General features: G+C 67.1%; 19 protein-coding genes. 12 read left to right on the forward strand and 7 right to left on the reverse strand.

All coding sequences use genetic code 11. From position 1 onward, the window contains the following. Nucleotides 1–85: 85 nt before the first annotated feature. The 3 genes from fadD17 (at nt 86) to ABW137_RS06260 (ending at nt 6,006) form a co-directional block, all read left to right on the forward strand. Nucleotides 86–1,609 (forward strand): long-chain-fatty-acid--CoA ligase FadD17, encoded by a 1,524-nt coding sequence (gene fadD17, locus ABW137_RS06250; RefSeq protein WP_526397989.1) that lies wholly within the window; start codon nt 86–88, stop codon nt 1,607–1,609. 102 nt (nt 1,610–1,711) lie between these two features. Then, nucleotides 1,712–5,293 (forward strand): CHAT domain-containing protein, encoded by a 3,582-nt coding sequence (locus ABW137_RS06255; protein ID WP_526397991.1) that lies wholly within the window; start codon nt 1,712–1,714, stop codon nt 5,291–5,293. A 41-nt stretch (nt 5,294–5,334) separates the two neighbouring features. After that, nucleotides 5,335–6,006: a helix-turn-helix domain-containing protein gene (locus tag ABW137_RS06260; RefSeq protein ID WP_526397993.1), complete on the forward strand. Its 672-nt coding sequence runs from the start codon at nt 5,335–5,337 to the stop codon at nt 6,004–6,006. Here the strand turns inward: ABW137_RS06260 and ABW137_RS06265 are convergent. Beyond that, nucleotides 6,003–6,395 carry a VOC family protein gene (locus ABW137_RS06265; RefSeq protein ID WP_526397995.1) on the reverse strand — a complete coding sequence of 131 codons (393 nt, stop codon included), beginning with the start codon at nt 6,393–6,395 and terminating at the stop codon, nt 6,003–6,005. The genes ABW137_RS06260 and ABW137_RS06265 overlap by 4 nt on opposite strands. A 234-nt stretch (nt 6,396–6,629) precedes the next feature. On the opposite strand from ABW137_RS06265, the gene ABW137_RS06270 reads away from it, so the two are divergent. Further along, nucleotides 6,630–8,351 carry a serine/threonine-protein kinase gene (locus ABW137_RS06270; protein WP_526397997.1) on the forward strand — a complete coding sequence of 574 codons (1,722 nt, stop codon included), beginning with the start codon at nt 6,630–6,632 and terminating at the stop codon, nt 8,349–8,351. Between the two features lie 21 nt (nt 8,352–8,372). On the opposite strand, the gene ABW137_RS06275 is transcribed toward ABW137_RS06270, so the two are convergent. Both ABW137_RS06275 and fadD19 read right to left on the reverse strand, forming a co-directional pair. Beyond that, nucleotides 8,373–9,491: an NAD(P)H-dependent flavin oxidoreductase gene (locus ABW137_RS06275; protein ID WP_526397999.1), complete on the reverse strand. Its 1,119-nt coding sequence runs from the start codon at nt 9,489–9,491 to the stop codon at nt 8,373–8,375. After that, the gene (gene fadD19, locus ABW137_RS06280; protein WP_526398001.1) at nt 9,492–11,204 is read right to left on the reverse strand and encodes a medium/long-chain-fatty-acid--CoA/3-oxocholest-4-en-26-oate--CoA ligase; all 1,713 of its coding nucleotides are present in this window, start codon (nt 11,202–11,204) and stop codon (nt 9,492–9,494) included. Between the two features lie 35 nt (nt 11,205–11,239). Here fadD19 and ABW137_RS06285 point away from each other — a divergent pair, with 35 nt between their 5' ends. Together ABW137_RS06285 and ABW137_RS06290 are read left to right on the forward strand one after the other, a co-directional pair. Continuing rightward, nucleotides 11,240–12,040, forward strand: a complete 801-nt coding sequence (locus ABW137_RS06285; RefSeq protein ID WP_526398003.1) for a crotonase/enoyl-CoA hydratase family protein — start codon at nt 11,240–11,242, stop codon at nt 12,038–12,040. Between the two features lie 103 nt (nt 12,041–12,143). Continuing rightward, nucleotides 12,144–12,983 carry a DUF559 domain-containing protein gene (locus ABW137_RS06290; RefSeq protein WP_526398005.1) on the forward strand — a complete coding sequence of 280 codons (840 nt, stop codon included), beginning with the start codon at nt 12,144–12,146 and terminating at the stop codon, nt 12,981–12,983. Nucleotides 12,984–13,037: 54 nt separating this feature from the next. On the opposite strand, the gene ABW137_RS06295 is transcribed toward ABW137_RS06290, so the two are convergent. The 3 genes from ABW137_RS06295 to ABW137_RS06305 all read right to left on the reverse strand — a co-directional run bounded on the left by ABW137_RS06295 (nt 13,038) and on the right by ABW137_RS06305 (nt 16,143). Next, a complete protein-coding gene (locus ABW137_RS06295; protein WP_526398007.1) occupies nt 13,038–14,264 on the reverse strand; it encodes a cytochrome P450 in 1,227 nt (408 codons plus the stop codon). After that, entirely contained in the window at nt 14,261–15,031 is a 771-nt protein-coding gene (locus ABW137_RS06300; protein ID WP_526398009.1) for an acetoacetate decarboxylase family protein, read from the reverse strand. The genes ABW137_RS06295 and ABW137_RS06300 overlap by 4 nt, the downstream gene beginning before the upstream one ends. An 80-nt stretch (nt 15,032–15,111) precedes the next feature. Continuing rightward, nucleotides 15,112–16,143, reverse strand: a complete 1,032-nt coding sequence (locus tag ABW137_RS06305) for an LLM class F420-dependent oxidoreductase (RefSeq protein ID WP_526398011.1) — start codon at nt 16,141–16,143, stop codon at nt 15,112–15,114. A gap of 70 nt (nt 16,144–16,213) precedes the next feature. On the opposite strand from ABW137_RS06305, the gene ABW137_RS06310 reads away from it, so the two are divergent. The 4 genes from ABW137_RS06310 (at nt 16,214) to ABW137_RS06325 (ending at nt 20,353) form a co-directional block, all read left to right on the forward strand. Continuing rightward, the gene (locus ABW137_RS06310) at nt 16,214–17,209 is read left to right on the forward strand and encodes a Zn-ribbon domain-containing OB-fold protein (protein WP_526398013.1); all 996 of its coding nucleotides are present in this window, start codon (nt 16,214–16,216) and stop codon (nt 17,207–17,209) included. Between the two features lie 113 nt (nt 17,210–17,322). After that, nucleotides 17,323–18,384 carry a beta-ketoacyl-[acyl-carrier-protein] synthase family protein gene (locus ABW137_RS06315; RefSeq protein ID WP_526398015.1) on the forward strand — a complete coding sequence of 354 codons (1,062 nt, stop codon included), beginning with the start codon at nt 17,323–17,325 and terminating at the stop codon, nt 18,382–18,384. A 33-nt stretch (nt 18,385–18,417) separates the two neighbouring features. After that, nucleotides 18,418–19,596: a thiolase family protein gene (locus tag ABW137_RS06320; protein WP_526398017.1), complete on the forward strand. Its 1,179-nt coding sequence runs from the start codon at nt 18,418–18,420 to the stop codon at nt 19,594–19,596. Nucleotides 19,597–19,720: 124 nt separating this feature from the next. Continuing rightward, the gene (locus tag ABW137_RS06325) at nt 19,721–20,353 is read left to right on the forward strand and encodes a hypothetical protein (RefSeq protein WP_526398019.1); all 633 of its coding nucleotides are present in this window, start codon (nt 19,721–19,723) and stop codon (nt 20,351–20,353) included. A gap of 9 nt (nt 20,354–20,362) precedes the next feature. Here ABW137_RS06325 and ABW137_RS06330 read toward each other — a convergent pair whose 3' ends face one another. Continuing rightward, nucleotides 20,363–20,899 carry a gamma carbonic anhydrase family protein gene (locus tag ABW137_RS06330; RefSeq protein ID WP_526398021.1) on the reverse strand — a complete coding sequence of 179 codons (537 nt, stop codon included), beginning with the start codon at nt 20,897–20,899 and terminating at the stop codon, nt 20,363–20,365. A gap of 99 nt (nt 20,900–20,998) precedes the next feature. Here ABW137_RS06330 and ABW137_RS06335 point away from each other — a divergent pair, with 99 nt between their 5' ends. Together ABW137_RS06335 and ABW137_RS06340 are read left to right on the forward strand one after the other, a co-directional pair. Continuing rightward, nucleotides 20,999–22,159: a 3-ketosteroid-9-alpha-hydroxylase subunit A gene (locus ABW137_RS06335; RefSeq protein WP_526398023.1), complete on the forward strand. Its 1,161-nt coding sequence runs from the start codon at nt 20,999–21,001 to the stop codon at nt 22,157–22,159. Continuing rightward, on the forward strand, nt 22,156–22,605 hold the full coding sequence (locus ABW137_RS06340) for a hypothetical protein (RefSeq protein ID WP_526398025.1): 450 nt from the start codon (nt 22,156–22,158) through the stop codon (nt 22,603–22,605). The genes ABW137_RS06335 and ABW137_RS06340 overlap by 4 nt, the downstream gene beginning before the upstream one ends. The last annotated feature ends 123 nt before the right edge of the window (nt 22,606–22,728 follow it).

Consider the following 22,728-nt stretch of genomic DNA (forward strand, 5'->3'; position numbering starts at 1 on the left):
CGCTGTGGGGGGGGGGTGCCCCCCCGGGTCGGGTGGTGGGGCGGGCGGGGGCGCGGCCCCCCCCGCCCGCCTGAACTCACCGCCGGTGACCGAAGCGCGCCACCCCACCGTCACGGACCTACTGGCTCCGCTCGTCGACGTCACCGATCGGGGGGTCTACGAGGGCGATTCGTTCGTCACCTGGCGCGATCACCTTCGTGCGGGCGCCCAACTGGCCGCCGCCCTGACCGCGCGGCTCGACCTCGCCAAGCCGCCACACGTCGGTGTACTGCTCGGCAACACGACGTTCTTCTCGACGGTTCTCGTCGCGGCCGGGCTCGCCGGTCTGGTGCCGGTGGGCCTCAACCCGACGCGGCGTGGCGACGCCTTCGCCCGTGACGTGATGCGCGCCGACTGCCAACTGGTGCTGACCGACGACATGGCCACGCTTGGTGACGGCGCCCCCGAGGGCGTCACCGTCATCGACGTCGAATCACCGGGCTGGACAACCGAACTCGCCGAGTACGTCGACATGCCGGTCACGTTCGTCGCCGCGAAGCCCGACGACCTCTACATGCTGATCTTCACCTCGGGCACCAGCGGTGAGCCCAAGGCGGTCCGGGTCACGCACGACAAGGTGGCCTTTCCCGGTGCCATGCTGGCGGGGCGGTTCGGGTTGGGCCGAGACGACACGTTCTACCTGTCGATGCCCTTGTTCCACTCCAACGCCATCATGGCGGGCTGGGCGGTCGCCGTGGCCGCTGGTGGCTCGATCGCGTTGCGGCGCAAGTTCTCCGCGTCGCAGTTCATTCCCGACGTCCGGCGCTTCGGCGCCACCTACGCCAACTACGTCGGCAAGCCGTTGTCCTACGTGCTGGCCACCCCGCCGCGCGACGACGACGCCGACAATCCGCTGCGGTTCATGTACGGCAACGAAGGCGCCCCGCGTGACCTGCCGCGGTTCGCCGAGCGGTTCGGTGTCATCGTCGTCGACGGCTTCGGCTCGACGGAGGGCGGCATCGCGATCGCGCGGACCCCCGACACTCCGGAGGGTTCGCTCGGCCCGCTCACCGACGAGATCGCAATCGTCGACGTCGACACCGGTGAGCCGTGCGAGGTCGGGAGGATCGGCGAGCTGGTCAACCCGACCGGTCGCGGTTGGTTCCGCGGCTACTACGGCGACGATGGCGCAGAGTCCGAGCGCATGGCGGGCGGGGTGTACCACAGCGGCGACCTCGCCTACCGCGACGATCGAGGCTACGTCTACTTTGCAGGCCGGCTGGGTGACTGGATGCGGGTCGACGGCGAGAACCTCGGCACCGCACCGATCGAGCGGATCATCCTGCGACACGGCGACATCCTGGAAGCGGCGGTCTACCCCATTCCCGATCCGATCGTGGGGGACCGGGTGATGGCCGCGGTGGTGCTGGTCGATGGCGCCGAGTTCGACGGCGACGCCTTCGCGCGCTTCCTCTCCGATCAGCGCGATCTCGGCCCCAAGCAGTGGCCGTCCTACGTCCGAGTGGGCGCGGCGCTGCCGCGGACCGAGACGTTCAAGGTGATCAAGCGGCATCTCTCGGCCGAGGCGCTGGATTGCGCAGATCCCGTCTTCGCGATACCGCGTCCCTGACACCCGCGTACCCGACCCCGGATCGCGTAGTCCGATACTCACGTTCTCGACCCCCGCGGTGAGTTTGACTAGTCGGGACGCGATCTCGACCAGGGGGCCTACATGACCACGATTCGCCGCGGTGTATTGGAATTCGAGCTTCCCGAGGGCGTGTCGATCGCCGAGCCGCTCAACGGTCCGCGGCGTCGCGGGACCCGATCCGACGCGCCCGACCCGGTGTCACCCGAGGCCGTGGCGGCGGCGTTCGGCGACCAGCTCACTGCGGTCGACACCGTGTCGTTGACCATCGGTGCGGCCCCTCCGCGGCGACGCGGCCAGGCAGCGGCCCCCGCGGTGCTCCGCGTCGACGTGGACCCCGACGAACAGGCCGTCGTCCTCGTCGAGCAGGACGGGTACTACACGTGGGTGACGGGGGCCAAGCAGGTGCCGCGTTCTCGGAGCCGAGGTCCCGCGCAGACCGTCGTCACGTTCGAAATCCCGATGACCCCCGCCCCGGCCGATGGCCCCCGCAGACGGGGACCGATTGGCGATCTCATCGTCAAGCCGTTGACCACCATCGTCTTTCGCTTCCTCGCGCGGCTGGTGATCGGTCAGATGGTCAAGCGCATGGAGCGTTCGATCGAGCCGCGCCTGGTTGCCATCGGTGACACCCATCCCGAGTCGTGGACGTGGCCACCCGCGTTGGCCACCACCGGGCGCGCCCGGATCCTGCTCCTCATTCACGGCACGTTCAGCACCACCCGCGGCGGATTCGGCTCGCTGGTGGCAACGGAGTCCGGGACTCGTTTCCTGGAATCCGCCATCGCCGAGTATGACGCGGTCATCGGTTTCGACCACCGCACGCTGAGCGAGGACCCACTGGAGAACGCCGAGCAGCTGCTCGATCTGCTGCGGACGTTGCACGCCGGGGCGGGTATGGACGTCGACGTCATCACCCACAGCCGCGGTGCCCTGGTGGTGCGCAGCCTGATCGAACATCTGCTGCAGGACGACGTCGACGTCACCGTCACCAGCGCCGTGATGGTGGCCGGACCCAACGGGGGAACGCTCCTGGCGCGCCAGGACAACTGGAACGCGCTGATCGATCTCTACACCAACCTCGCCGTTGCGGCGTGCCGGGTGGTCGCCTTCGCGGCACCGCCCGCGACGACGGTGGCGTTGATCCTGAAGGAATCGCTTCAGGCGTTGGCCATCCTGGTCAAGGCGATCGTCTCCGAGGCTGCCGACGAGCAGAGGGTGCCGGGACTGGGGGCGATGGTGCCGGGCGGCACGTTCATCACCGCTTTGAACGGAACCGCCTTGAACGGAACCGCCTTGAACGGAACCGCCCAGCCCGTCGAGGCGGCCTACTACGCCGTGACGTCCAACTTCGAGGTCGGGCAAGCGGCCACTCCGACGTCGCTGCCTGCCAAGTTGAGAAGTCGACTCGCCGACGGCTTCGTCGACCAACTGATGATGGACGCTGCCAATGACCTGGTGGTCGACGTGGCGTCGATGACGGCGGTGCAGTCGCCGGACCTGATCGGATCGTTCAGGCTGGACAACGACCCCAGAACGCACCACTGCGCCTACTTCCTGGACGAGTCCGTGGTGCAGTCGCTGCACGCATGGCTGCTCGGCGGCGGTGGTCCGCCAAGCGTTGGGCCGCCGGATACGTCGCCGCCCGTCGGCGAGACGGTACGCACGATGCCACCCGCGGTGGACACCAACTTCGTGGTGATCGACTCTGACACTCCGTTGGCAGTGGCATGGCGTCAGGTCGAAGCGAGCAATCCCGACTTCGCGGTGGTGCGGAATCTCACCATCGACGGCGAGATCGAGCACTACGCCTTCACTCCCGACGAGTTCATCTCACTCAGCGGTGACTCCGCCCCCAGCCTCTCGATCGGCCCCACCGGAATGCTGACGGGCGCCGACGCGTCACCGGTCACCAGCTCGATCCGAATCCTGCCCTCCCGGCAGGTAGACGACCAGAACCCTTGGGCGGCAAGAACCGTCGTGTTGCACGATGGGTCCCCCATTGGCGTGGCGTCCGAACGGGGCGTCGAGGCCGCCCCGCTGCCGCCGCCATCGCACGGGCGGCGAGGAACCACCCGAGGGCCCGGCGAGCCGACACCCCCCGCGGCAACGCCGCCAGTCGCACAGGCCTACTTTCGCGCGGAGACCGACGCCGTCATCAGCACTGAGTCGGAATCGCTCGTGCTGGTGGATATCTCACTCGAAGAGCTTGCGGCGCCATCCGGTCCGGCTGGTGGGCTCGGCATCGCCGACTTTCACACCGACAAGCCGATCACCGTGCACGTGGTGCCCAGGGTCAATCTGATCGTCAACGGCGACAAGCACGCCACCGTGGCTCCGCCTGCCGCAGGCGAACCCCGGAGTCTGCGGTTCTCCGTCACCGGCGCCCACGCGGGTCCCGGTCAGCTACTGGTGATCGCCGGGCAGGGACCCGTCGACCTGGTCAAGATCGTCCTCGACGTCACGGTCACCGACGGCACCCCCGCCGTGGTGCCCGAACTGGTCTCGGTGACTGCCGACCTGCCACCGATGCCGGACGCCACGGCGTGCGACCGGTTGATCATCGACGAGAACACCATCGTGGCGCTTGGGCCCGACGGCAGGCAGACCGTGGTGCAGACCCAGTTCGACGTCCGCTACGAGTCGGAGTCCCTCGACGTCGTCGAGCGCGCACTGACCGAGCCGATCAAGGGTGATCGGCTCGCCTACGTGACGTCGCTGTACCGAAAGATCGAAGATGACTGGAACACCAGCGGCGACGCGCGGGGTTTCAACCGGGCGTTGCGGGCGTTCGGCGGCCAGCTCTTCGACGAGTTGCTGCCCGCGTCGATCCAGCGTCAGCTTTGGGACAACCGTGACCGGATCAAACAGATCCAGGTCAACAGCATCGACCCCCTGATCCCTTGGGAAGTCGTGCATCTCAAGCAGCCGAATGGCACGCTGCCCGACGAGGAACTATTCCTGGCGAACCTTGGCCTGGTCAGGTGGATAGACGGCGCCAGGTACGCGCCGCGCCAGGTGACGGTGACCAAGGGCAGGGTCAGCACGATCACCCCGGACTATCCACCACAGTCCGGCTGGAGCCTTCCCGCCACCCGAGCCGAACTCGAGTACCTCAAGTCCACGTTCCTTGCCACCGAGGTCAACGCCGACGTGGAGACCGTCATGTCGCTGATCGAACGGCCCGGGCAGTTCGACCTCCTGCACTTCGCAGGGCACGGCGCCGCGACCAACGACGACATCTCCAACGCCGGATTGATCCTGCAGGTCCGCCGGGACAACGGTGCGTGGACTCCGGTACCGCTGACCTCGACCATGGTCGAGCAGTTCGCGCACCTGCGCGACGGAGGGGGCAACCGTCCCCTCGTGTTCCTCAACGCCTGCCAGGTAGGTCGGGCGGGGTACCAGCTGACCCAGGTGGGCGGGTTCGCACAAGCGTTCCTCAAGGGCGGCGCAGGCATCTTCGTCAGCACGTTGTGGTCGGTGCTCGACGAACCCGCCCGCCGCTTCGGCGAGGAGTTCTACACCCAACTCATCGCAGGCCAGACGGTTGCGCAAGCGGCGGTTGCAGCTCGAAGAGCCACCAGGGAGGACGGCGACCCGACCTGGCTGGCGTATGTCGTCTACGGGCGGCCCGACGGGCGGGTCGTCGTCTCTCCCGGCTAGACACAAGGCACGTGTCGGGGCCGATCGCTATGGTCGAGTGCATGGGTTACCGCGAGTCGGCGCCACCCAGCGAGCTCGGTGAGCTCGTCGAGACCGCATGGACGGCTGACGGGGGCGCGGGGCACGCGCACGTGCTGCCCGACGGATGCATGGACCTGATCCGCATGGATGGTCACATCGTGGTAGCGGGTCCCGACGTCACCGCGACCGTCACGTCGCATGGCCCGGAACCTTTGGCGGGCTTGCGCTTTCACCCCGGCGTCCTTCCGCGGCTACTGGGCATACCCGCCGCGGAGCTGGTCGACCGACGGGTGCCGCTCGATGACATATGCGCCGTCCGGCCCGGCTCGACGCTCGCCGAAATCGCCGTCGAGCTGGCCGCCAAGCCGCCGACGAATGAGACCGCGCCGTGGCGGATGCCGACGCTTAGGCACGTCACCCGCAGCCTGGCGGCCGGGTCGTCGATCGCGGACCTCGCGCGGAACGTCGGATGGTCCAGCCGCACGCTGCAGCGACAATGTCGCGCCGTCTACGGATACGGACCTGCGACGCTGCGCCGGGTCCTGCGCTTTCGCAGGGCCGTTGCGCTGTTGCACAGGGGCGCACTGCCGGCCGACGTCGCCGTCGCGACCGGATACGCCGACCAGCCCCACCTTCACCGCGAGGTCCGCGCATTCGCGGGCACCACGGTGACCGCACTGACAGGTCGCTAACCCAGCGAGGCGAACAGATCAATCGAGGTGCCGTCGGGGTCCTCGACCGTGGCGTAGCGCTGCCCCCACGGAGCGTCGAAGGGGTCGAGCGTGCCGAGATGCCCTGCGGCGGTGAGCTTCTTGAACACGGCATCGACGTGACCCGGTTCCGCCAAGCCGAACGCGATCGCCACCCGGCCGCCGCTCTCGGGCGGCGCCCAGCCTGGGTGCATGCCCGCGATGACCTCCTCGGTGTCGAAGGCCAGTTTGTTGCCCCCTGGCAGCGCGACCTCGGCGTGTGGCCCCTCCGGGTCCGGCACCTCCAGGCCGAGCAAACGGTAGAAGTCCAACGACCGTGCGACGTCCTTCGCCACGATCTCCACCACGACTGACTGCAGTGCGTAATCCATTCCTCGAACGGTAGGCCGGACACCCCTGGATGTCGTGAACGAATCGGACACGTCCAGAGCAACCTCGCCTGTCCGCCGCCATCGGTGCTGCGGCGGTGCGATCGCCACGGAAGACCATCGACTGATGGCCCGCAACACCGTGTCCGTCGAAGCTGCGCGACGCCAGCCGCCATACTGTTCGGCACGAGGTGGTAGGTGCAATCGACCTCGTCGTGACGCGCGAAGGATGGTGCCATGGACGGGACCCCGTTCGGACGCTACGAACTGCTCGAACTGCTGGGCCGCGGCGGAATGGGTGAGGTGTGGCGGGCCAGGGACACGGCCACCGACCGCGTCGTCGCCGTCAAAGTCCTGCTGCCACACTGGGCGAACGACGACGTCTTCCAGCAACGCTTTCGCCGCGAAGCCCACGCTGCCGCCAGCCTCAACGAGCCGCACGTCGTACCCATCCACGACTATGGCGAGATCGACGGCCGACTGTTCGTCGACATGCGGCTGATCAACGGAAGCGATCTGCAGACGCTGATTGCCGAGGGGCCACTGCCTCCGAGCCGTGCGATCCAGATCGTCGAGCAGGTCGCGATGGCACTGGACGCGGCGCACGAGATCGGCCTGGTGCACCGCGACGTCAAACCCTCCAACGTCCTGGTCGCGAAGTTCGACTTCACCTACCTCATCGACTTTGGCATCGCCCAGGCCTCCGGTCAGGCGAAGCTGACCCAGGCAGGCAGCACCATGGGTACCTGGCACTACATGTCACCGGAACGGTTCACCACCGGAGAAGCCGACAAGACCGCCGACATCTACGCGTTGGCCTGCGTGCTGCACGAAGCTCTCACCGGGGTCAAACCCTTCGAGGGCAACAGCTTCGAGCAGCAGGTCACCGGCCACCTGAAGAGCCCGCCGCCACGCCCGTCGCACATCGTGCGGGGTCTGCCGCAGGCACTGGACGCGGTGGTGACCAAGGGGATGGCAAAGACTCCCAGTGAGCGCTATCAGTCGGCGACGGACTTCGCCCACGCCGCCAAGGCCGCGCTGGTCGCACCCCCGGAAGCGAGAACCGCGGTCCCGCCGCGCCAGGCACCCCCCGGATATCGCGCGCCGATCGGCGGGCACCGGCCACCCACCCCGGCGCCCTTCGCCGCTCATCCACCGCCGCCCCCGGCTCAGCCACCGCCACCGCCACCGCCACCGCATCAGTCCGCTCCGCTGCCCCAGTACCAGCGTCCCGGGGGCGCGAACACCAAGGGGCGCAAGCCGATTCTGGCGATCTCGGCAATCGCCTGCGCGGTGCTCTTGGTCGTGGCGGTGGTCGCGGTGATCGCCGCGCAGCCGGACTGGCTGTTCGGCAATGGCTCCGCCACCACGACGCCCAGCTCGAGCGCATCGGGCCCCGGTGACGGCACCACGACGACACGACCGGCGCGACCGCAGGAGACGATCGCCGACTACGTCAAGACCAGCGGCCTCACCGAGACGTCGATCCTTCCGAACGACGCCACCGCCCCCACGCTCTACATCCCCATCCCGCCCGACTGGGAGGGACTCGGCGGCGCCGACGTGCCAGAGGGGTTCTTCGGCATCATGCAGTACGCGGGTCAGGATCTGGCTGCGGACCCGCCGCGGATCGTCGTTCTGTACTCGCGGTTGAGCGGGAATGGCGACCCGCAGAGGCTGCTCGACAATGCCCCGGGAGAGCTGAACAACCTGCGAGGCTACCGTCCGATTGACGACGGCGAGACCGGTACCTTCGGCGGCTACGACGCCTACCAGCTCGGCGGTACCTGGGTGGACAACGGGCAGACCCGGTTCATTGCCCAGACGACCGTCGTCGTTCCCATCAGCTCCAACGAGATGTACGTCATCCAGCTGAACGCGCACGGCCCCGTCGGCTCCGAAGACGTGATCGGCGCGGCCACCGACGTGATCGACTCGCAGTCCACCATCACGAACTGACCGCGGCCACGGGTCGCGCGGTCAACCGCGGATGTCGTCGAGGCGTCGGGTGGCGTCCTCGAAACCGCTGACGAGTTCGGCGATGATATCGGCGACGGGCCGAATCTCGTTCATCCGTCCCACGATCTGGCCGACGGGCATCGCGACGGTGGTTGGATCCGTCGACTCGCTCATGCGTTGGTGCGCTTCGCTGACGAGGATGTTCTGCAGCGGCATCGGCAGCGGTTCGGGCGCGCCGTCGGCGTCCCACGCTTCGGTCCAGCGGCTCTTGAGCAACCGGGCGGGTTTTCCGGTGTAGATGCGTCGCCGGACGGTGTCGCTCGACGTCGCAGCGAGCATGGCCTCCTGGATCACCGAACGACCGGACGGCAGCCTCTCCCCCAGGTCGTACTCGGCAGCGGTGAGGAACGCCGAGCCCATCCAGACGCCTTGCGCACCAAGGGCCAACGCCGCAGCGACCTGACGGCCGGAGCCGATTCCGCCGGCCGCCAGCACCGCGGCCTTGCCGTCGAGGGCGTCGACCACCTCGGGCACCAACACCATCGAGGCGATCTCACCGGTGTGGCCACCCGCCTCGTGCCCCTGGGCGATGACGATGTCGACGCCGTTGTCGACGTGCCGTTGCGCATGCTTCGCGCTGCCCGCCAGCGCGGCGACCGGCACACCCGCCGCGTGCACCTGGTCGATGACGTCCTTCGGGGGTGAGCCCAGCGCATTGGCGATCAGCTTGATCGGATGCTTGATCGCCACCTCGACGTGTGACCGAGCCACCGAATGCAGCCAGCCCAGAACGCCTTCCGAGCGCTCCTCGTCCTCTGGCAGCGGTGGCACACCGAGATCGGCAAGCGTCTTGGCGACGAAGTCGCGGTGGCCCTGCGGAATCAGTTTGTCGATGTCGACGCTGGTGCCCTCCGTTGGCACCTTGGCCGGCATCACGATGTCGACGCCGTATGGCTTGCCGTCGGTGTTCGCGTCCATCCACTGCAGGACGGTCTCCAGATCGTCGGCGTCGTTGAACCGCACGCAGCCGAGCATGCCGAGGCCACCAGCTCGGGTGACCGCGGCGGCCACCTTCTCCGAGGGGGTGAAGACGAAGATCGGGTACTCGATGCCGAAGCGGTCGCAGAGTTCGGTGCGCATTTAGGTCTGAACCCCTTGGGTCACGGAGTGTTTGGCGTGCACGTCGTCGGCGGGCCGCTCTTCGGTCTGATCCTTGGCCCAGCGGTAGTCGGGCTTGCCCGCGGGTGAACGCTTCACCTCGTCGACGTACCAAAGGCTGCGCGGCACTTTGTAACCCGCGATCTCGCTGCGCACGAAGGCATCGAGCTCGGCCAAGCTGGGACGGGCCCCCTCCCGCGGATGCACGACGGCGGCGACGTGCTGGCCGAATCGCGGATCGGGCACGCCGACCACTAGGGCGTCGAACACGTCGGGGTGGCCCTTGAGCGCGGCCTCCACCTCTTCGGGGTAGATCTTCTCGCCCCCGCTGTTGATCGACACCGAGCCGCGGCCGAGCATCGTGACGCTGCCGTCCTCCTCGACCTGGGCGTAGTCGCCGGGAATGGCATAGCGCACCCCGTTGATCGTCTGGAACGTCTCCGCCGTCTTCTTCTCGTCCTTGAAGTAGCCGACCGGAATGTGGCCGCGTTTGGCGATGATGCCGCGCACGCCGGAGCCGGGCACCACCTCGTTGCCGTCCTCGTCGAGCACGACGGTGTTCTTGTCGATGGTGACGCGCGGACCGCCGGTGTGCGACTGGCCCTTTGCCACGATGCTGGTCCCGCCGAAGCCGGTCTCCGAGGAGCCGATCGAATCGGTGATGATCCGGTTGGGCAGCAGCTCCAGCAGCTTCTCCTTGATGCTGGTGGAGAACAGCGCGGCAGTGCTGGCGAGTAAGAAGAGGGACGAGAGGTCGTACTCGGTCCCCGCCTCCTGGTGGGCGAGCAGCGCGTCGAGCAGTGGCCTTGCCATCGCGTCGCCGGTGAAGAAGAGCAGGTTCACCTTGTGCTCGTGGATCATCCGCCAGACCTCGTCGGCGTTGAATTCCGGTGCGAGCACCACGGTCTGACCGGAGAACAGCGACATCCACGTCGCCGACTGGGTGGCGCCGTGGATCATCGGCGGGATCGGCAGCCGGATCATCGGCGGGTTCGCGGCCGCCTGCTTGGCGAGGTCGTACTCGTCGGCGATCGGCTCACCCGTGGCAAAGTCGGTGCCGCCGAACAGCACTCGGTAGATGTCCTCGTGGCGCCACATCACGCCCTTCGGGAAGCCCGTGGTGCCACCGGTGTAGAGCAGGTAGATGTCGTCGGCACTGCGCGGCCCGAAGTCGCGCTCCGGTGACCCCTGCTCGAGCGCGGAGTAGAACTCGACGCCGCCGTAGCGTTCGAAGTCGTCGTCGGATCCGTCCTCCACCACGAGGATCGTCTTCACGTTCGGCGTCTCGGGCAGCACGTTGGCGACGCGGTCGGCGTAGCGCCGCTCGTGCACGACGGCCACCATGTCCGAGTTCTCGAAGAGATACTTCAGCTCGCCCTCGACGTAGCGGAAGTTGACGTTCACCAGGATGGCGCCCGCCTTCACGATGCCGAGCATCGCGATGACGATCTCGATGCGGTTGCGGCAGTACAGTCCGACCTTGTCGTCCTTCTTGACGCCTTGGTCGACGAGGTAGTGGGCGAGGCGGTTGGCCTTCTCCTCCAACTGGCCGTAGGTCAGTTGCTCGCTCCCCGAGATGAGGGCGACACGATCTGGCACGGCGTCGATGGCGTGTTCGGCTAGATCGGCGATGTTGAGGGCCACAGGACCTAAACTAGAACGTGTTACATTTTCTTTCAAGTGACCCGGCGTCATGAGTCTCCTGCGACGACGCTGAAAGGCGGATATCCGTGAGCGAGCCCAAAAAGGCCCCCGACGCCCTCGTTGAGCAGCGCGGACACACTCTGATCGTGACGCTGAACCGGCCGGAGGCACGTAACGCACTCTCCACCGAGATGCTCTCGATAATGGTGGACGCCTGGGACCGCGTCGACGACGACCCGGAGATCCGGTCGTGCATCCTGACCGGCGCAGGCGGCTACTTCTGCGCGGGCATGGACCTCAAGGCCGCGACCAAGGCCCCTCCCGGGGACTCCTTCAAGAGTGGCAGTTACGACCCGACGCGCATCGACGGGCTACTCAAGGGCCGCAGGCTCACCAAGCCGCTGATCGCCGCCGTCGAAGGTCCCGCGATCGCGGGCGGTACGGAGATCCTGCAGGGCACCGACATCCGCATCGCAGGTGAGAGCGCGAAGTTCGGCATCTCCGAGGCGAAGTGGAGCCTGTACCCGATGGGTGGCTCCGCGGTCCGCCTGGTGCGCCAGATTCCGTACACCATCGCCTGCGATCTGCTGCTGACCGGCCGCCACATCACTGCCGCCGAGGCGCTCTCCTACGGTTTGATCGGCTACGTCGTCCCTGACGGCACCGCGCTGGAGAAGGCCTTGGAGATCGCCGAGGTGATCAACGGCAACGGTCCCCTCGCGGTGCAGGCGATTCTGCGCTCGATCCACGAGACCGAGGGCATGCACGAGAACGACGCTTTCAAGATCGACACGAAGATCGGCATCGAGGTGTTCCTGTCCGCCGACGCCAAGGAGGGCCCGCTGGCGTTCAAGGAGAAGCGGGCGCCGAACTTCCAGATGAAGTAGCGCCCACCTGCGCCCACCGTGAATCGTCTGCGACTCTGGGCCCCTTTTCTCGCACGCAGTTCACGAGCGCTGAGCTGTCGGTGCCCCTCGGCAGACTCTCGCCATGAACCGGCCCTTTCTCGGTCGCGAAGCCGTCGACTCGGGACACGTCACGCCGTATCAACTGCGCAGCAGATACGCGATCCTCTATCCCGGTGTCTACCTAGCCGCGGACGCAACGGTCACGGCGCGCGTGAAGGCCGAGGCTGCGTTTCTCTGGTCGCGTCGCCGCGGCATCGTCGCAGGCCGCTCCGCTGCCGCGGTGCTCGGCTCCAAGTGGGTCAGCGCCGACGCGCCGGCCGAGTTGATCTACGACAACCGACACCGACCAGGGGCTGTCCTCACCTGGGCCGACCGGATCGGTGACGACGAGATCGAGGTGATCGACGGGATGCGTGTCACCACTGCGGCGCGCACGGCGCTCGACATCGCGTGCCACCTTCCGTTGGACCGCGCGATCGCCGCCCTCGACGCCCTGGCCAGGGCAACGCACGTGAAGCTGGCCGACGTCGAGCAACTCGCCGCCCGGTACAAGGGACGCAACGGGATACGCGCGGCACGGGTCGCTCTCGACCTGGTCGACCCCGGCGCCGAATCGCCACGCGAAACCTGGTTGCGGCTGCTGATCGTTCGCGCCGGCCTGCGTCGGCCGGAGACCCAGATTCCGGTCTACGACGAGTGGGGACAACTCGTCGCGCGTGTCGACATGGGTTGGGAGGACCTGAAGATCGCCGTCGAGTACGACGGCGAGCACCATTGGACCGAACGTCGTCAGATGACGCGCGACATCCGCCGGACCGAGCAGCTCAACGCACTCGGGTGGATCGTCATCAGGGTCACGGCCGACGACACCCCCGCCACCATTCTGCGGCGCATCGAGATGGCCATTGCCAGCCGCTCGTGAAACCCGTGCGAAGAATCGCGGGGTTTCTCGCAGAGGGTTCACGACGGGCGAACGCTAGCGCAAGACCCTCGCCGTCGGGGTGAACACCACCGGCATCGCCTCGGGACCACTGACGAAGTTGGCGGGCCGCAACGGCACTTCGGCCCCGTCGGCCAGGCGCAGATCGGGCAGCCGCGCGAGGATCCGCTTGGTCATCATCGACAACTCGAGACGGGCCAGCTGGTTGCCGAGGCAGAAGTGGGCACCGAAGCCGAAGGCCAAGTGACTGTTGGGAGTTCGATCGATGCGGAAGTTCTCGGGATCGCCGAACACCGCCTCGTCGAAGTTGGCCGACTCGAACATCAGCATGATCTTCTCGCCCGCGCGCAGCTCGGTGCCGTGGAACGTGGCGTCCGCGGTCAGCGTGCGGCACATGTTCTTCACGGGAGACGTCCAGCGCAGCATCTCCTCGATGGCGCAGGGCAGCAGCGCCTCCTGCGAGGCGACCAGCCGGTCCCACTGATCGCGGTGGCGCAGAAGTTGCTCGGTACCACCGGAAAGGGTGTGCCGAGTGGTCTCGTCGCCGCCGATGAGGATCAGCAGTGTCTCCATGACGATCTCGTCGTCGGCCATCCGGTGGCCTTCGACCTCGGCGTTGACCAGCACGCTGAAGAGGTCGTCGGTGGGCTCGGCCCGCCGTTTGGCGATCATGTCCATCGTGAACGCCGTATATGCCGCGAACGCCTCCATCACGGCCTGGATGGTCATCTCGTCGACGTGTGAGCTGAGACCGGAGACCAGGTCGTCGGACCACTTCAGCAGCGTGCCCCGCTCTTCGGGCAGCACGCCGAGCATGTCGCCGATCACGGCCATGGGCAGCGGGGCGGCGATCTCCCGGACGAAGTCGCACTCCCCCCGCTCGCAGACGGCGTCGATCAACGTGTCACAGAGCGTTGCGATGGACGGGAGCTTGTCCATCACTCGCTTGCGGGTGAATCCGGAGTTGACGAGCTTGCGCCGCAACACGTGGGCGGGATCGTCCATGTCGATCATGTAGGGCATGCCGGGTTGGTCGGGACGGATGCCGCCGGTGTTGGAGAACAGTTCGGGGGTGCGCTCGGCGTCGATCACCGACTGATAGCTCGCGGCGGCGGCCTGGCCGTTGCGGTCGCGGAACACCGGCTGGTTGGCGCGCATCCAGCGGTAGGCCTCGCGTGCGCCCCCGTCGGCATAGAAGTTGCCATCGGTCAGGTCGACGTCGGGCTTTAGATCGGGGCCGTACCCCGGAAGAACGGAAGTCACGCAATCTCCTTGGCGTCACCGAACGTCATCTCGACGTTGTCGGCAGAACTCGAAATCAGTGCGCGCTTGGGGAAGCCAAGCGACGCAAGCTCCCTCGCGTAGGGATGCTCGCCGAGCCGCACCGTGACTCCACCGGGCCGGTACCGCACGCCGGAAAGCCGCATCTCCCCTGCAGTTTCGCGGGTGACGCCGTTCAGGTGCGAGTACGTGGGATGCACCTGGGTCTTCGACGTGAGGACTGACGGGGCGCGCAACCCACGCCGGAAGTCCATCCCGACCGCGAATTGGCCGTCGATGCTCACGTCGAACCCGAAGTGATGACGGTCGCGAACTCCGGCCTGATCGTCCGCTCCGCGAACCCCGGCCCGATCGTCCGCTCCGCGAATCGTGAAGTCCGCCAACACCTTCGGATAGCCCCAGATCGACCGGCCGGCCTCCATCGTGAACGCCTGGTCGACGGGAAGGTGGTGAATGAAGGCGCCAGCGGACTGCAACGCCTTGAATCCCGTCGCGTCCGAGCCTGGCGGATTGACCATCACATTGGTGCCATATTCGAGGTATTGACCGAGGTCCCCGTCGAGGTAGTGCATCAGCATCAGGACGACGACCGCCCTGCGGGGCCGGTACCGGCATACCCGAAGCCCGCTGTAGTCGATCATGCGCTGCGCGGCGTCGGCGTCCACCGAGAACATCGCCATGTGCTGCGTCGCGGTGCGGATCTTCACCGGCATGGTCAGCACGGTGCCAGCGATCGTGTGCTCGGTCACACACCAAATCTAGAACGTGTTCTAGACACCTGGCAAGAAGTGTCTACTCCCCACCGGCCAACCGGCCCGGCGGAACGCGACTACACCAGGCCGGCCAGGTCGTGGATCTGCTCGGGCGAGCGGGCGCCGACCACCATCATCGTGACGCCTGCGGCCTCCCACAGCTTGATCTGCTCGCGGACGTAGTCCAGGTCGCCGACGATCGCCGAGTCGTCGACCAACTCGTCGGGGATGACCTTGGCGGCCTCGTCCTTGCGATTGCTGCGGAATAGCGCCGTGACGTCGTCGACCACCTCGGAGTAACCCATCCGCCGGTAGACGTCGGCGTGGAAGTTGGTGTCCTCGGCTCCCATCCCGCCCATGTACAGGGCCAGGTGCGGCTTCATCAACTCCATCACCCCTGCCCTGTCGTCGGTCACGACCACCTGCGCTGTCGCGCAGATCTCGAAGGTCTCCCTGGTCCGCCGGGCACCCGGTCGGGCGAAGCCCTCGTCGAGCCACTCGTTGTACATGCCCGCGATGCGCGGCGAGTAGAAGATGGGCAGCCATCCGTCGCAGATCTCCGCGGCCAGCGCCACGTTCTTGGGACCTTCGGCGCCGAGCATGACGGGGATGTCGGCCCGTAGCGGATGCGTGATCGGCTTGAGGCTCTTGCCGAGGCCCGTGGTCCCCTCGCCGACCAGCGGCAACGGATAGTGCGGACCGTCGCCGTGTACGGGCGACTCGCGCGCCCAGACCTGGCGAAGGATGTCGACGTACTCGCGCGTACGGGCCAACGGCTTGCCGAACTTGGCGCCGTACCAGCCCTCGACGACCTGCGGACCCGAGACGCCGAGCCCGACGATGTGCCTCCCGCCGGAGAGGTGATCGAGCGTCAATGCCGCCATTGCGCAGGCCGTCGGCGTGCGCGCCGAGAGCTGCAGGACCGAGGTGCCCAGTCGCATGCGCTTCGTCTCGCGGCCCCACCATGCCAGGGGGGTGTAGGCATCCGAACCCCAGGCCTCGGCCGTGAAGACGGTGTCGAAACCGGCCTCCTCGGCAGCGGCGACGAGCTCGGCGTGGTTGGTCGGCGCTTGCGCGCCCCAATATCCGAGCTGCAACCCCAACTTCATTTGGCTCGCCCTTTCCCGGGGTCCAGACTCGTCCTTGCGACGATTCTTAGAACCTGTTCTACTCGATGCCGTGACTGCCAGCCAAAGTAGCCCGGCCAGTATCGATGACCATCTACCGCCCCTCTCGGCGCCGCTGAAGCTGTCATTCGACTACACCCGTTCGGTCGGATCGGTGCTCAGTAGCTTCTTCACCGAGTTGCGCGGACGCCACGTCGTTGGCATCCGCGGATCGGACGGGCGAGTGCACGTTCCACCCGCCGAGTTCGACCCCGTGACCTACGAACCGCTCAGCGAGATCGTACCGGTGGCCAGCGTCGGAACGGTGTTGTCGTGGACCTGGCAACCGCAGCCGTTGGAGGGCCAGCCGCTGGACCGCCCGTTCGCGTGGGCGCTGATCAAACTCGACGGAGCCGACACCGCGCTGCTGCATGCGGTGGACGCGGGCTCGTCGGAGTCGATCAGCACCGGCGCACGGGTTCACGTGCACTGGGCCGACGAGACCGTGGGCGCGATCACCGACATCGCTTACTTCGCGCTCGGCGACACCCCCGAGGACGTGCCGGAGGAAGGGCACGACGACCGCGACCCGGTCACCATGCTCGTCGTGCCCACGATGATCGAAATCCAGCACACCGCTTCGCTTCCAGAGAGCGCGTTCCTGCGAGGCCTGGAGGAAGGCAAGCTGCTCGGCGCGAGGACCGGCAGTTCGGGGAAGGTGTACTTTCCGCCGCGCGAAGCCGACCCGGGCACGGGCCTGGCCACCACCGAGTTCGTCGAGCTGCCCGACAGGGGCACGGTGACCACGTTCGCCATCATCAACATTCCGTTCGCCGGACAGAAGATCAAGCCTCCCTACGTCGCGGCGTACGTCCTGCTCGATGGCGCGGACATCCCCTTCCTGCATCTCATCCTGGAGATCGACGCGGCCGACGTGCGGATGGGCATGCGGGTCGAGGCGGTCTGGAAACCCCGCGACGAGTGGGGCCTCGGCATCGACAACATCGACCACTTCCGGCCGACGGGTGAGCCTGATGCCGAGTACGACTCCTACAAGCACCACCTGTGAAGCGGACTGGGCACACGATGAGCGCTTGCGCGAAGAGCAGAAGGCACGATGAGCGCTTGCGCGAAGAGCAGAAGGCAACACGAGCGCTTGCGCGAAGAATGGAGAGATCTGACATGACCTTTCGCGACGTTGCCGTCGTCGGGTTCGCCCATGCACCGCACGTCCGCCGGACCGAGGGCACCACCAACGGCGTCGAGATGTTGATGCCGTGCTTCGCGCAGTTGTACTCCGACCTCGGCATCAAGCAGACCGACATCGGGTTCTGGTGCTCGGGCTCGTCGGATTACCTTGCCGGGCGTGCCTTCTCGTTCATCTCCGCGATCGACTCGATCGGCGCGGTACCACCGATCAACGAATCGCACGTGGAGATGGATGCCGCGTGGGCGCTGTACGAGGCCTACATCAAGATCCTGACCGGTCAGGTCGACACCGCGCTGGTGTACGGGTTCGGCAAGTCCTCGGCAGGCACATTGCGCAGAGTCCTTGCGCTGCAGACCGATCCGTACACCGTCGCACCGCTGTGGCCGGACGCGGTATCGACGGCCGGTCTGCAGGCGCGGTTCGGGCTGGACTCCGGCAGGTGGACCGCCGAGGACATGGCCCAGGTCGCGCTCGAATCCCTCGCGGTCGCGCAACGCGTCGACTCCGAGAAACCCGCCAAGAGCATCGACGAGCTGCTGGCCCGTCCCTACTTCGCCGACCCGCTTCGCCGCCACGACATCGCACCGATCACCGATGGCGCCGCCGCGATCGTGCTGGCCGCGGGCGACAGGGCACGCGACCTACGCGAGAACCCGGCCTGGATAACCGGTATCGAGCATCGCATCGAGACGCCGATCATCGGGGCTCGCGATCTGGTCACGTCACCGTCGACGGCCGCTTCGGCGAAGGCCGCGACGGGTGGTGACGCGAGCTCGATCGACGTTGCCGAGCTACACGCGCCGTTCAGCCATCAGCAACTCATTCTCCGCGATGCCATCGGTCTCGGGGCGTCGACGACCATCAACCCGTCCGGCGGCCCGCTGGCGGCCAACCCGATGTTCGTCGCCGGGCTGGAGCGGATCGGTTTCGCCGCCCAGCACGTGTTCGACGGCTCGGCCCAGCGGGTATTGGCCCACGCGACGAGCGGCCCTGCGCTGCAACAGAATCTGGTCGCCGTCATGGAAGCCCGATGAGCGCTCGCGCGGAGAGAAAGGGCTTGAGCACCAATGGCTAAGAACAATGCTGCCGTTCTCGGCACGGGACAGACCAAGTACGTCGCCAAGCGCAAGGACGTGTCGATGAACGGCCTGGTGCGCGAGGCCATCGACAGGGCGCTGGAGGACTCCGGCTGCTCGTTCGACGACATCGATGCCGTCGTCGTCGGCAAGGCGCCCGACTTCTTCGAGGGCGTCATGATGCCCGAGCTGTTCATGGCAGACGCCATCGGAGCCACCGGCAAGCCACTGATCCGGGTGCACACCGCGGGTTCGGTCGGCGGGTCGACCGCGGTGGTGGCCGCGAGTCTGGTGCAGTCGGGCAAGTACCGCCGCGTGCTGTCCATGGCTTGGGAGAAGCAGTCGGAGAGCAATGCGATGTGGGCGTTGTCCATTCCGGTGCCGTTCACCAAGCCGGTCGGCGCGGGTGCCGGTGGCTACTTCGCGCCGCACGTGCGGGCCTATATCCGCCGCTCCGGCGCGCCGGACTACATCGGCGCCATGGTGGCCGTCAAGGATCGCCTCAACGGTGCCAAGAATCCGCTGGCCCACCTGCATCAGCCGGACATCACGTTGGAGAAGGTGCTGGCCTCTCAGATGTTGTGGGATCCGATCCGGTTCGACGAGACCTGCCCGTCGTCCGACGGTGCTGCGGCGATCGTCATCGGCAACGAGGAGGTTGCCGACCAACGCATTGCCGAGGGACATCCCGTGGCGTGGATTCATGCCACCGCGCTGCGCACCGAGCCGTTGGCCTTCTCCGGCCGTGATCAGGTCAATCCGCAGGCGGGCCGAGATGCCGCCAAGGCGCTGTGGGCGGACGCAGGCATCGTCAGCCCCATCGACGAGATCGACGTCGCCGAAATCTACGTGCCGTTCTCGTGGTTCGAGCCGATGTGGTTGGAGAATCTGGGCTTCGCGGCGGAGGGCGAGGGGTGGAAGCTCACCGAGGCGGGCGAAACCGCCATAGGCGGCCGGATTCCGGTCAACGCATCGGGCGGCGTGCTGTCGAGCAACCCCATCGGCGCTTCGGGCATGATCCGGTTCGCCGAGTCGGCGATTCAGGTGATGGGCAAGGCGGGCGAGCACCAGGTCGAAGGGGCCCGCAAGGCGCTCGGTCACGCCTACGGCGGCGGCTCTCAGTACTACTCGATGTGGGTGGTATCGGCCGACAAGCCCACGCGTCCCTGACCGCGGCCCCCGGCGAGCGAGCGTCGTTCCCTTTGCGACGCGGGAGACGGACCGCGTAGCCTGAGCACGAACGCAATCCGCTTCTCACAAGATAACTTTCAGATAACTATTGCCTAAGTCACACTTGCCCCGCTCACTCGTTCCCCGACTACTCGTTGCCGCCGCGGCCACCTTCCTGGTGATCGGCGTCAGCGGCTGCGCCCCCGCCGGCGGCGGCGCCGCCCAGAGCAGCGTCCCGACCATCCCGACGATCCCCTACGCGCCGACGACGACGAAGACCTCTGCGGCCGCCGGGTCCGAGGACTTCCGGCATCTGCTGCTAGCGCCTGCCGACCTCAGTGACGCCGAGGACACCTTCAACGAGCGATCGAAGGACTCGCAACCCAACGGCAATCCCGGCGCCAGCGCCTTCTTCGTCAACGACGAGGACAACCGTGCCGTCAGCGACACGTTCCTGGTCTACCCGGATGCCGCGACGGCGACCGCGACGCTGAAGCAGGCGGCCGCGACGCTTCCCACGCTGGTCGCAGGTGGCTCTCCGACGCCGCTGGCAGTGGGCACCGATGGCGTCGTCATCTCGGGGTCCATCCCCGACGAGGACAAGGCCGTCACCCTCGTCTTCTTCACCGAGGGCCGGGCGCTGGTGCGGCTGGAGTTCCAGAGCGCCGCGGGCGACCCGACGACGGATCAGTTCGTCACCAATGTCGCCAAGATGCAGCAGATCGCGCTGCGAGTCGGACTCAGCGACACGCAGTAGCGCAGCGGCTCAGCTGTCGGCGATCGGGGCCAGGCCGTTGTGCAGGTATCGCCGCGCCAGATCCTGGTAGGCGCTCGGGTTGGTGTTGACCCACACCTCTGCGCCGGTTCCCGCGATGGGTCCCTTGATCTTGGCGGGCACACCGATCACGAAGACCTCGTCGGGAATCTTGGTGCCGCCGGTGACCAGGGAGTGCGCCGCGATCAGGCTGCGCCTGCCGATGACGGCACCGTCGAGCACCGTGGCGTGATTGGCGATCACCGCCTCCTGCCCGATGTGCGCGCCGTGGATCACGCACCCGTGCGCGATCGTCGCCCCAGGCCCGACGTCCACCGGGACCCCTGGCGGCGCATGTAGTACGCAGCCGTCCTGTACGTTCGCGCCCGCCCTGATGGTGATCGGGGCGAAGTCGGCCCGCAGAACGGCGTTGAACCACACGGACGCACCCTCCTCGACGTGCACGTCGCCGATCAGCGTGGCAGTCGGCGCGACGAAGGCGGACGGGTCGACGACGGGTGATCGACCCTCGAAGGCGTACAGCGGCATCGTCTAGATATACCGCAGCTCGGAGCGATCAGATTGCGCGCAGCGGGGCAAAAACTGTAACGTGTTCTAGTTAGAGAGTTCAGAACCGGGAGGCCCACCGTGAGCACCGAAACCGCAGGCGTCCGCGAGATCGACACCGGCGCCCTGCCCGACCGCTACGCACGGGGCTGGCACTGCCTTGGGCCCGTCGCGAACTTCACCGACGGCAAGCCGCACGGCGTGGAGATCTTCGGCACGATGCTGGTGGTCTTCGCCGACTCCGCAGGCGAGCTCAAGATCCTCGACGGGTACTGCCGTCACATGGGCGGCAACCTGTCCCAGGGCACCATCAAGGGGGACGAGGTGGCCTGCCCCTTCCACGATTGGCGCTGGGGCGGCGACGGCAAGTGCAAGCTGGTGCCCTACGCCAAGCGCACCCCTCGGCTCGCGCGGACCAGGGCATGGCAGACCGACGTGCGCGGCGGGTTGCTGTTCGTCTGGCATGACCACGAGGGCAATGCGCCACAGCCCGAGGTTCAGATCCCCGAGATCCCCGAGTTCGCCAGCGACGAGTGGACGGATTGGCGGTGGAACACGATGCTCATCGAGGGCAGCAACTGCCGCGAGATCATCGACAACGTCACCGACATGGCGCACTTCTTCTACATCCACTTCGGCCTACCGACCTACTTCAAGAACGTCTTCGAGGGCCACATCGCCAGCCAGTACCTGCACAACGTGGGACGGCCGGACGTCAACGACCTCGGCACCGCCTACGGCGAGGCGCACCTGGACTCCGAGGCCTCCTACTTCGGCCCGTCGTTCATGATCAACTGGCTGCACAACAATTACGGCGGGTTCAAGGCCGAGTCGATCCTGATCAATTGCCACTACCCCGTCTCACAGAACTCGTTCGTGCTGCAGTGGGGCGTCATCGTCGAAAAGCCCAAGGGCATGGACGAGAAGATGACCGACAAGCTGGCGAGCGCCTTCACCGACGGCGTCAGCAAGGGCTTTCTGCAGGACGTCGAGATTTGGAAGCACAAGACTCGGATCGACAATCCGCTCCTCGTCGAGGAGGACGGTGCGGTCTACCAGATGCGCCGTTGGTATCAGCAGTTCTACGTCGACGTCGCCGACGTCAGCCCGGACATGACCGACCGCTTCGAGATCGAGGTCGACACCACGGCGGCCAACGAGAAGTGGTCCGTCGAGGTTCAGGAGAATCTGCGGGAGAAGGAGACCCTCCGCAAGCGCGCCGAGGAACAGCCTGCGACATGACGGATGCGCCAGACGCCGACAGGCTGGCGCGGTCGATGCTCGCCCTGCTCGGTCACGACGACGACGAACACCCGACGGGGGATCGCCGGGCAGCCGGGACATGGTCGAAGGCACCCGATTTCGCGTCCGACCCCGACCGGGCGGCCGCCGTCAAGGAGGCCTCCGCCCGCGACCGCGAGCGCTATCTGACCGCTGGCCTGACCCCGGTGGACTGCCGCTTCTGCCACGCCACCGTCGCCGTCAAGAAGCTCGGCGCGGGACATACTGCCGTGCAATGGAATTCGGCGGCCACTCAGCGCTGCGCGACGTTCGCCGAGGTGCGCTCCTGCGGTGGCGACAGCAGTCGCAGCCGGGCCTGCCCCCGACTGGCCGACAGCATCAGGCACGCGGTCGCCGAGGGGTGCCTCGAAGAGGAGTCGACGGCCCCGTCTCCGGGTGACGGCTAGATCCGGACGTCGGGGCTCGGATCGTCTTCGTGCGGTCAGCGGCCGCTCTTAGCATGTGGCTCTGACGTTTTGGTGGCGCGCGACTGGGGTTGTGCACAGTTGGCGCTTCGTCCACAGGCCGGT

This window comes from Mycobacterium sp. (assembly GCF_040509115.1).
Lineage (GTDB): Bacteria > Actinomycetota > Actinomycetes > Mycobacteriales > Mycobacteriaceae > Mycobacterium.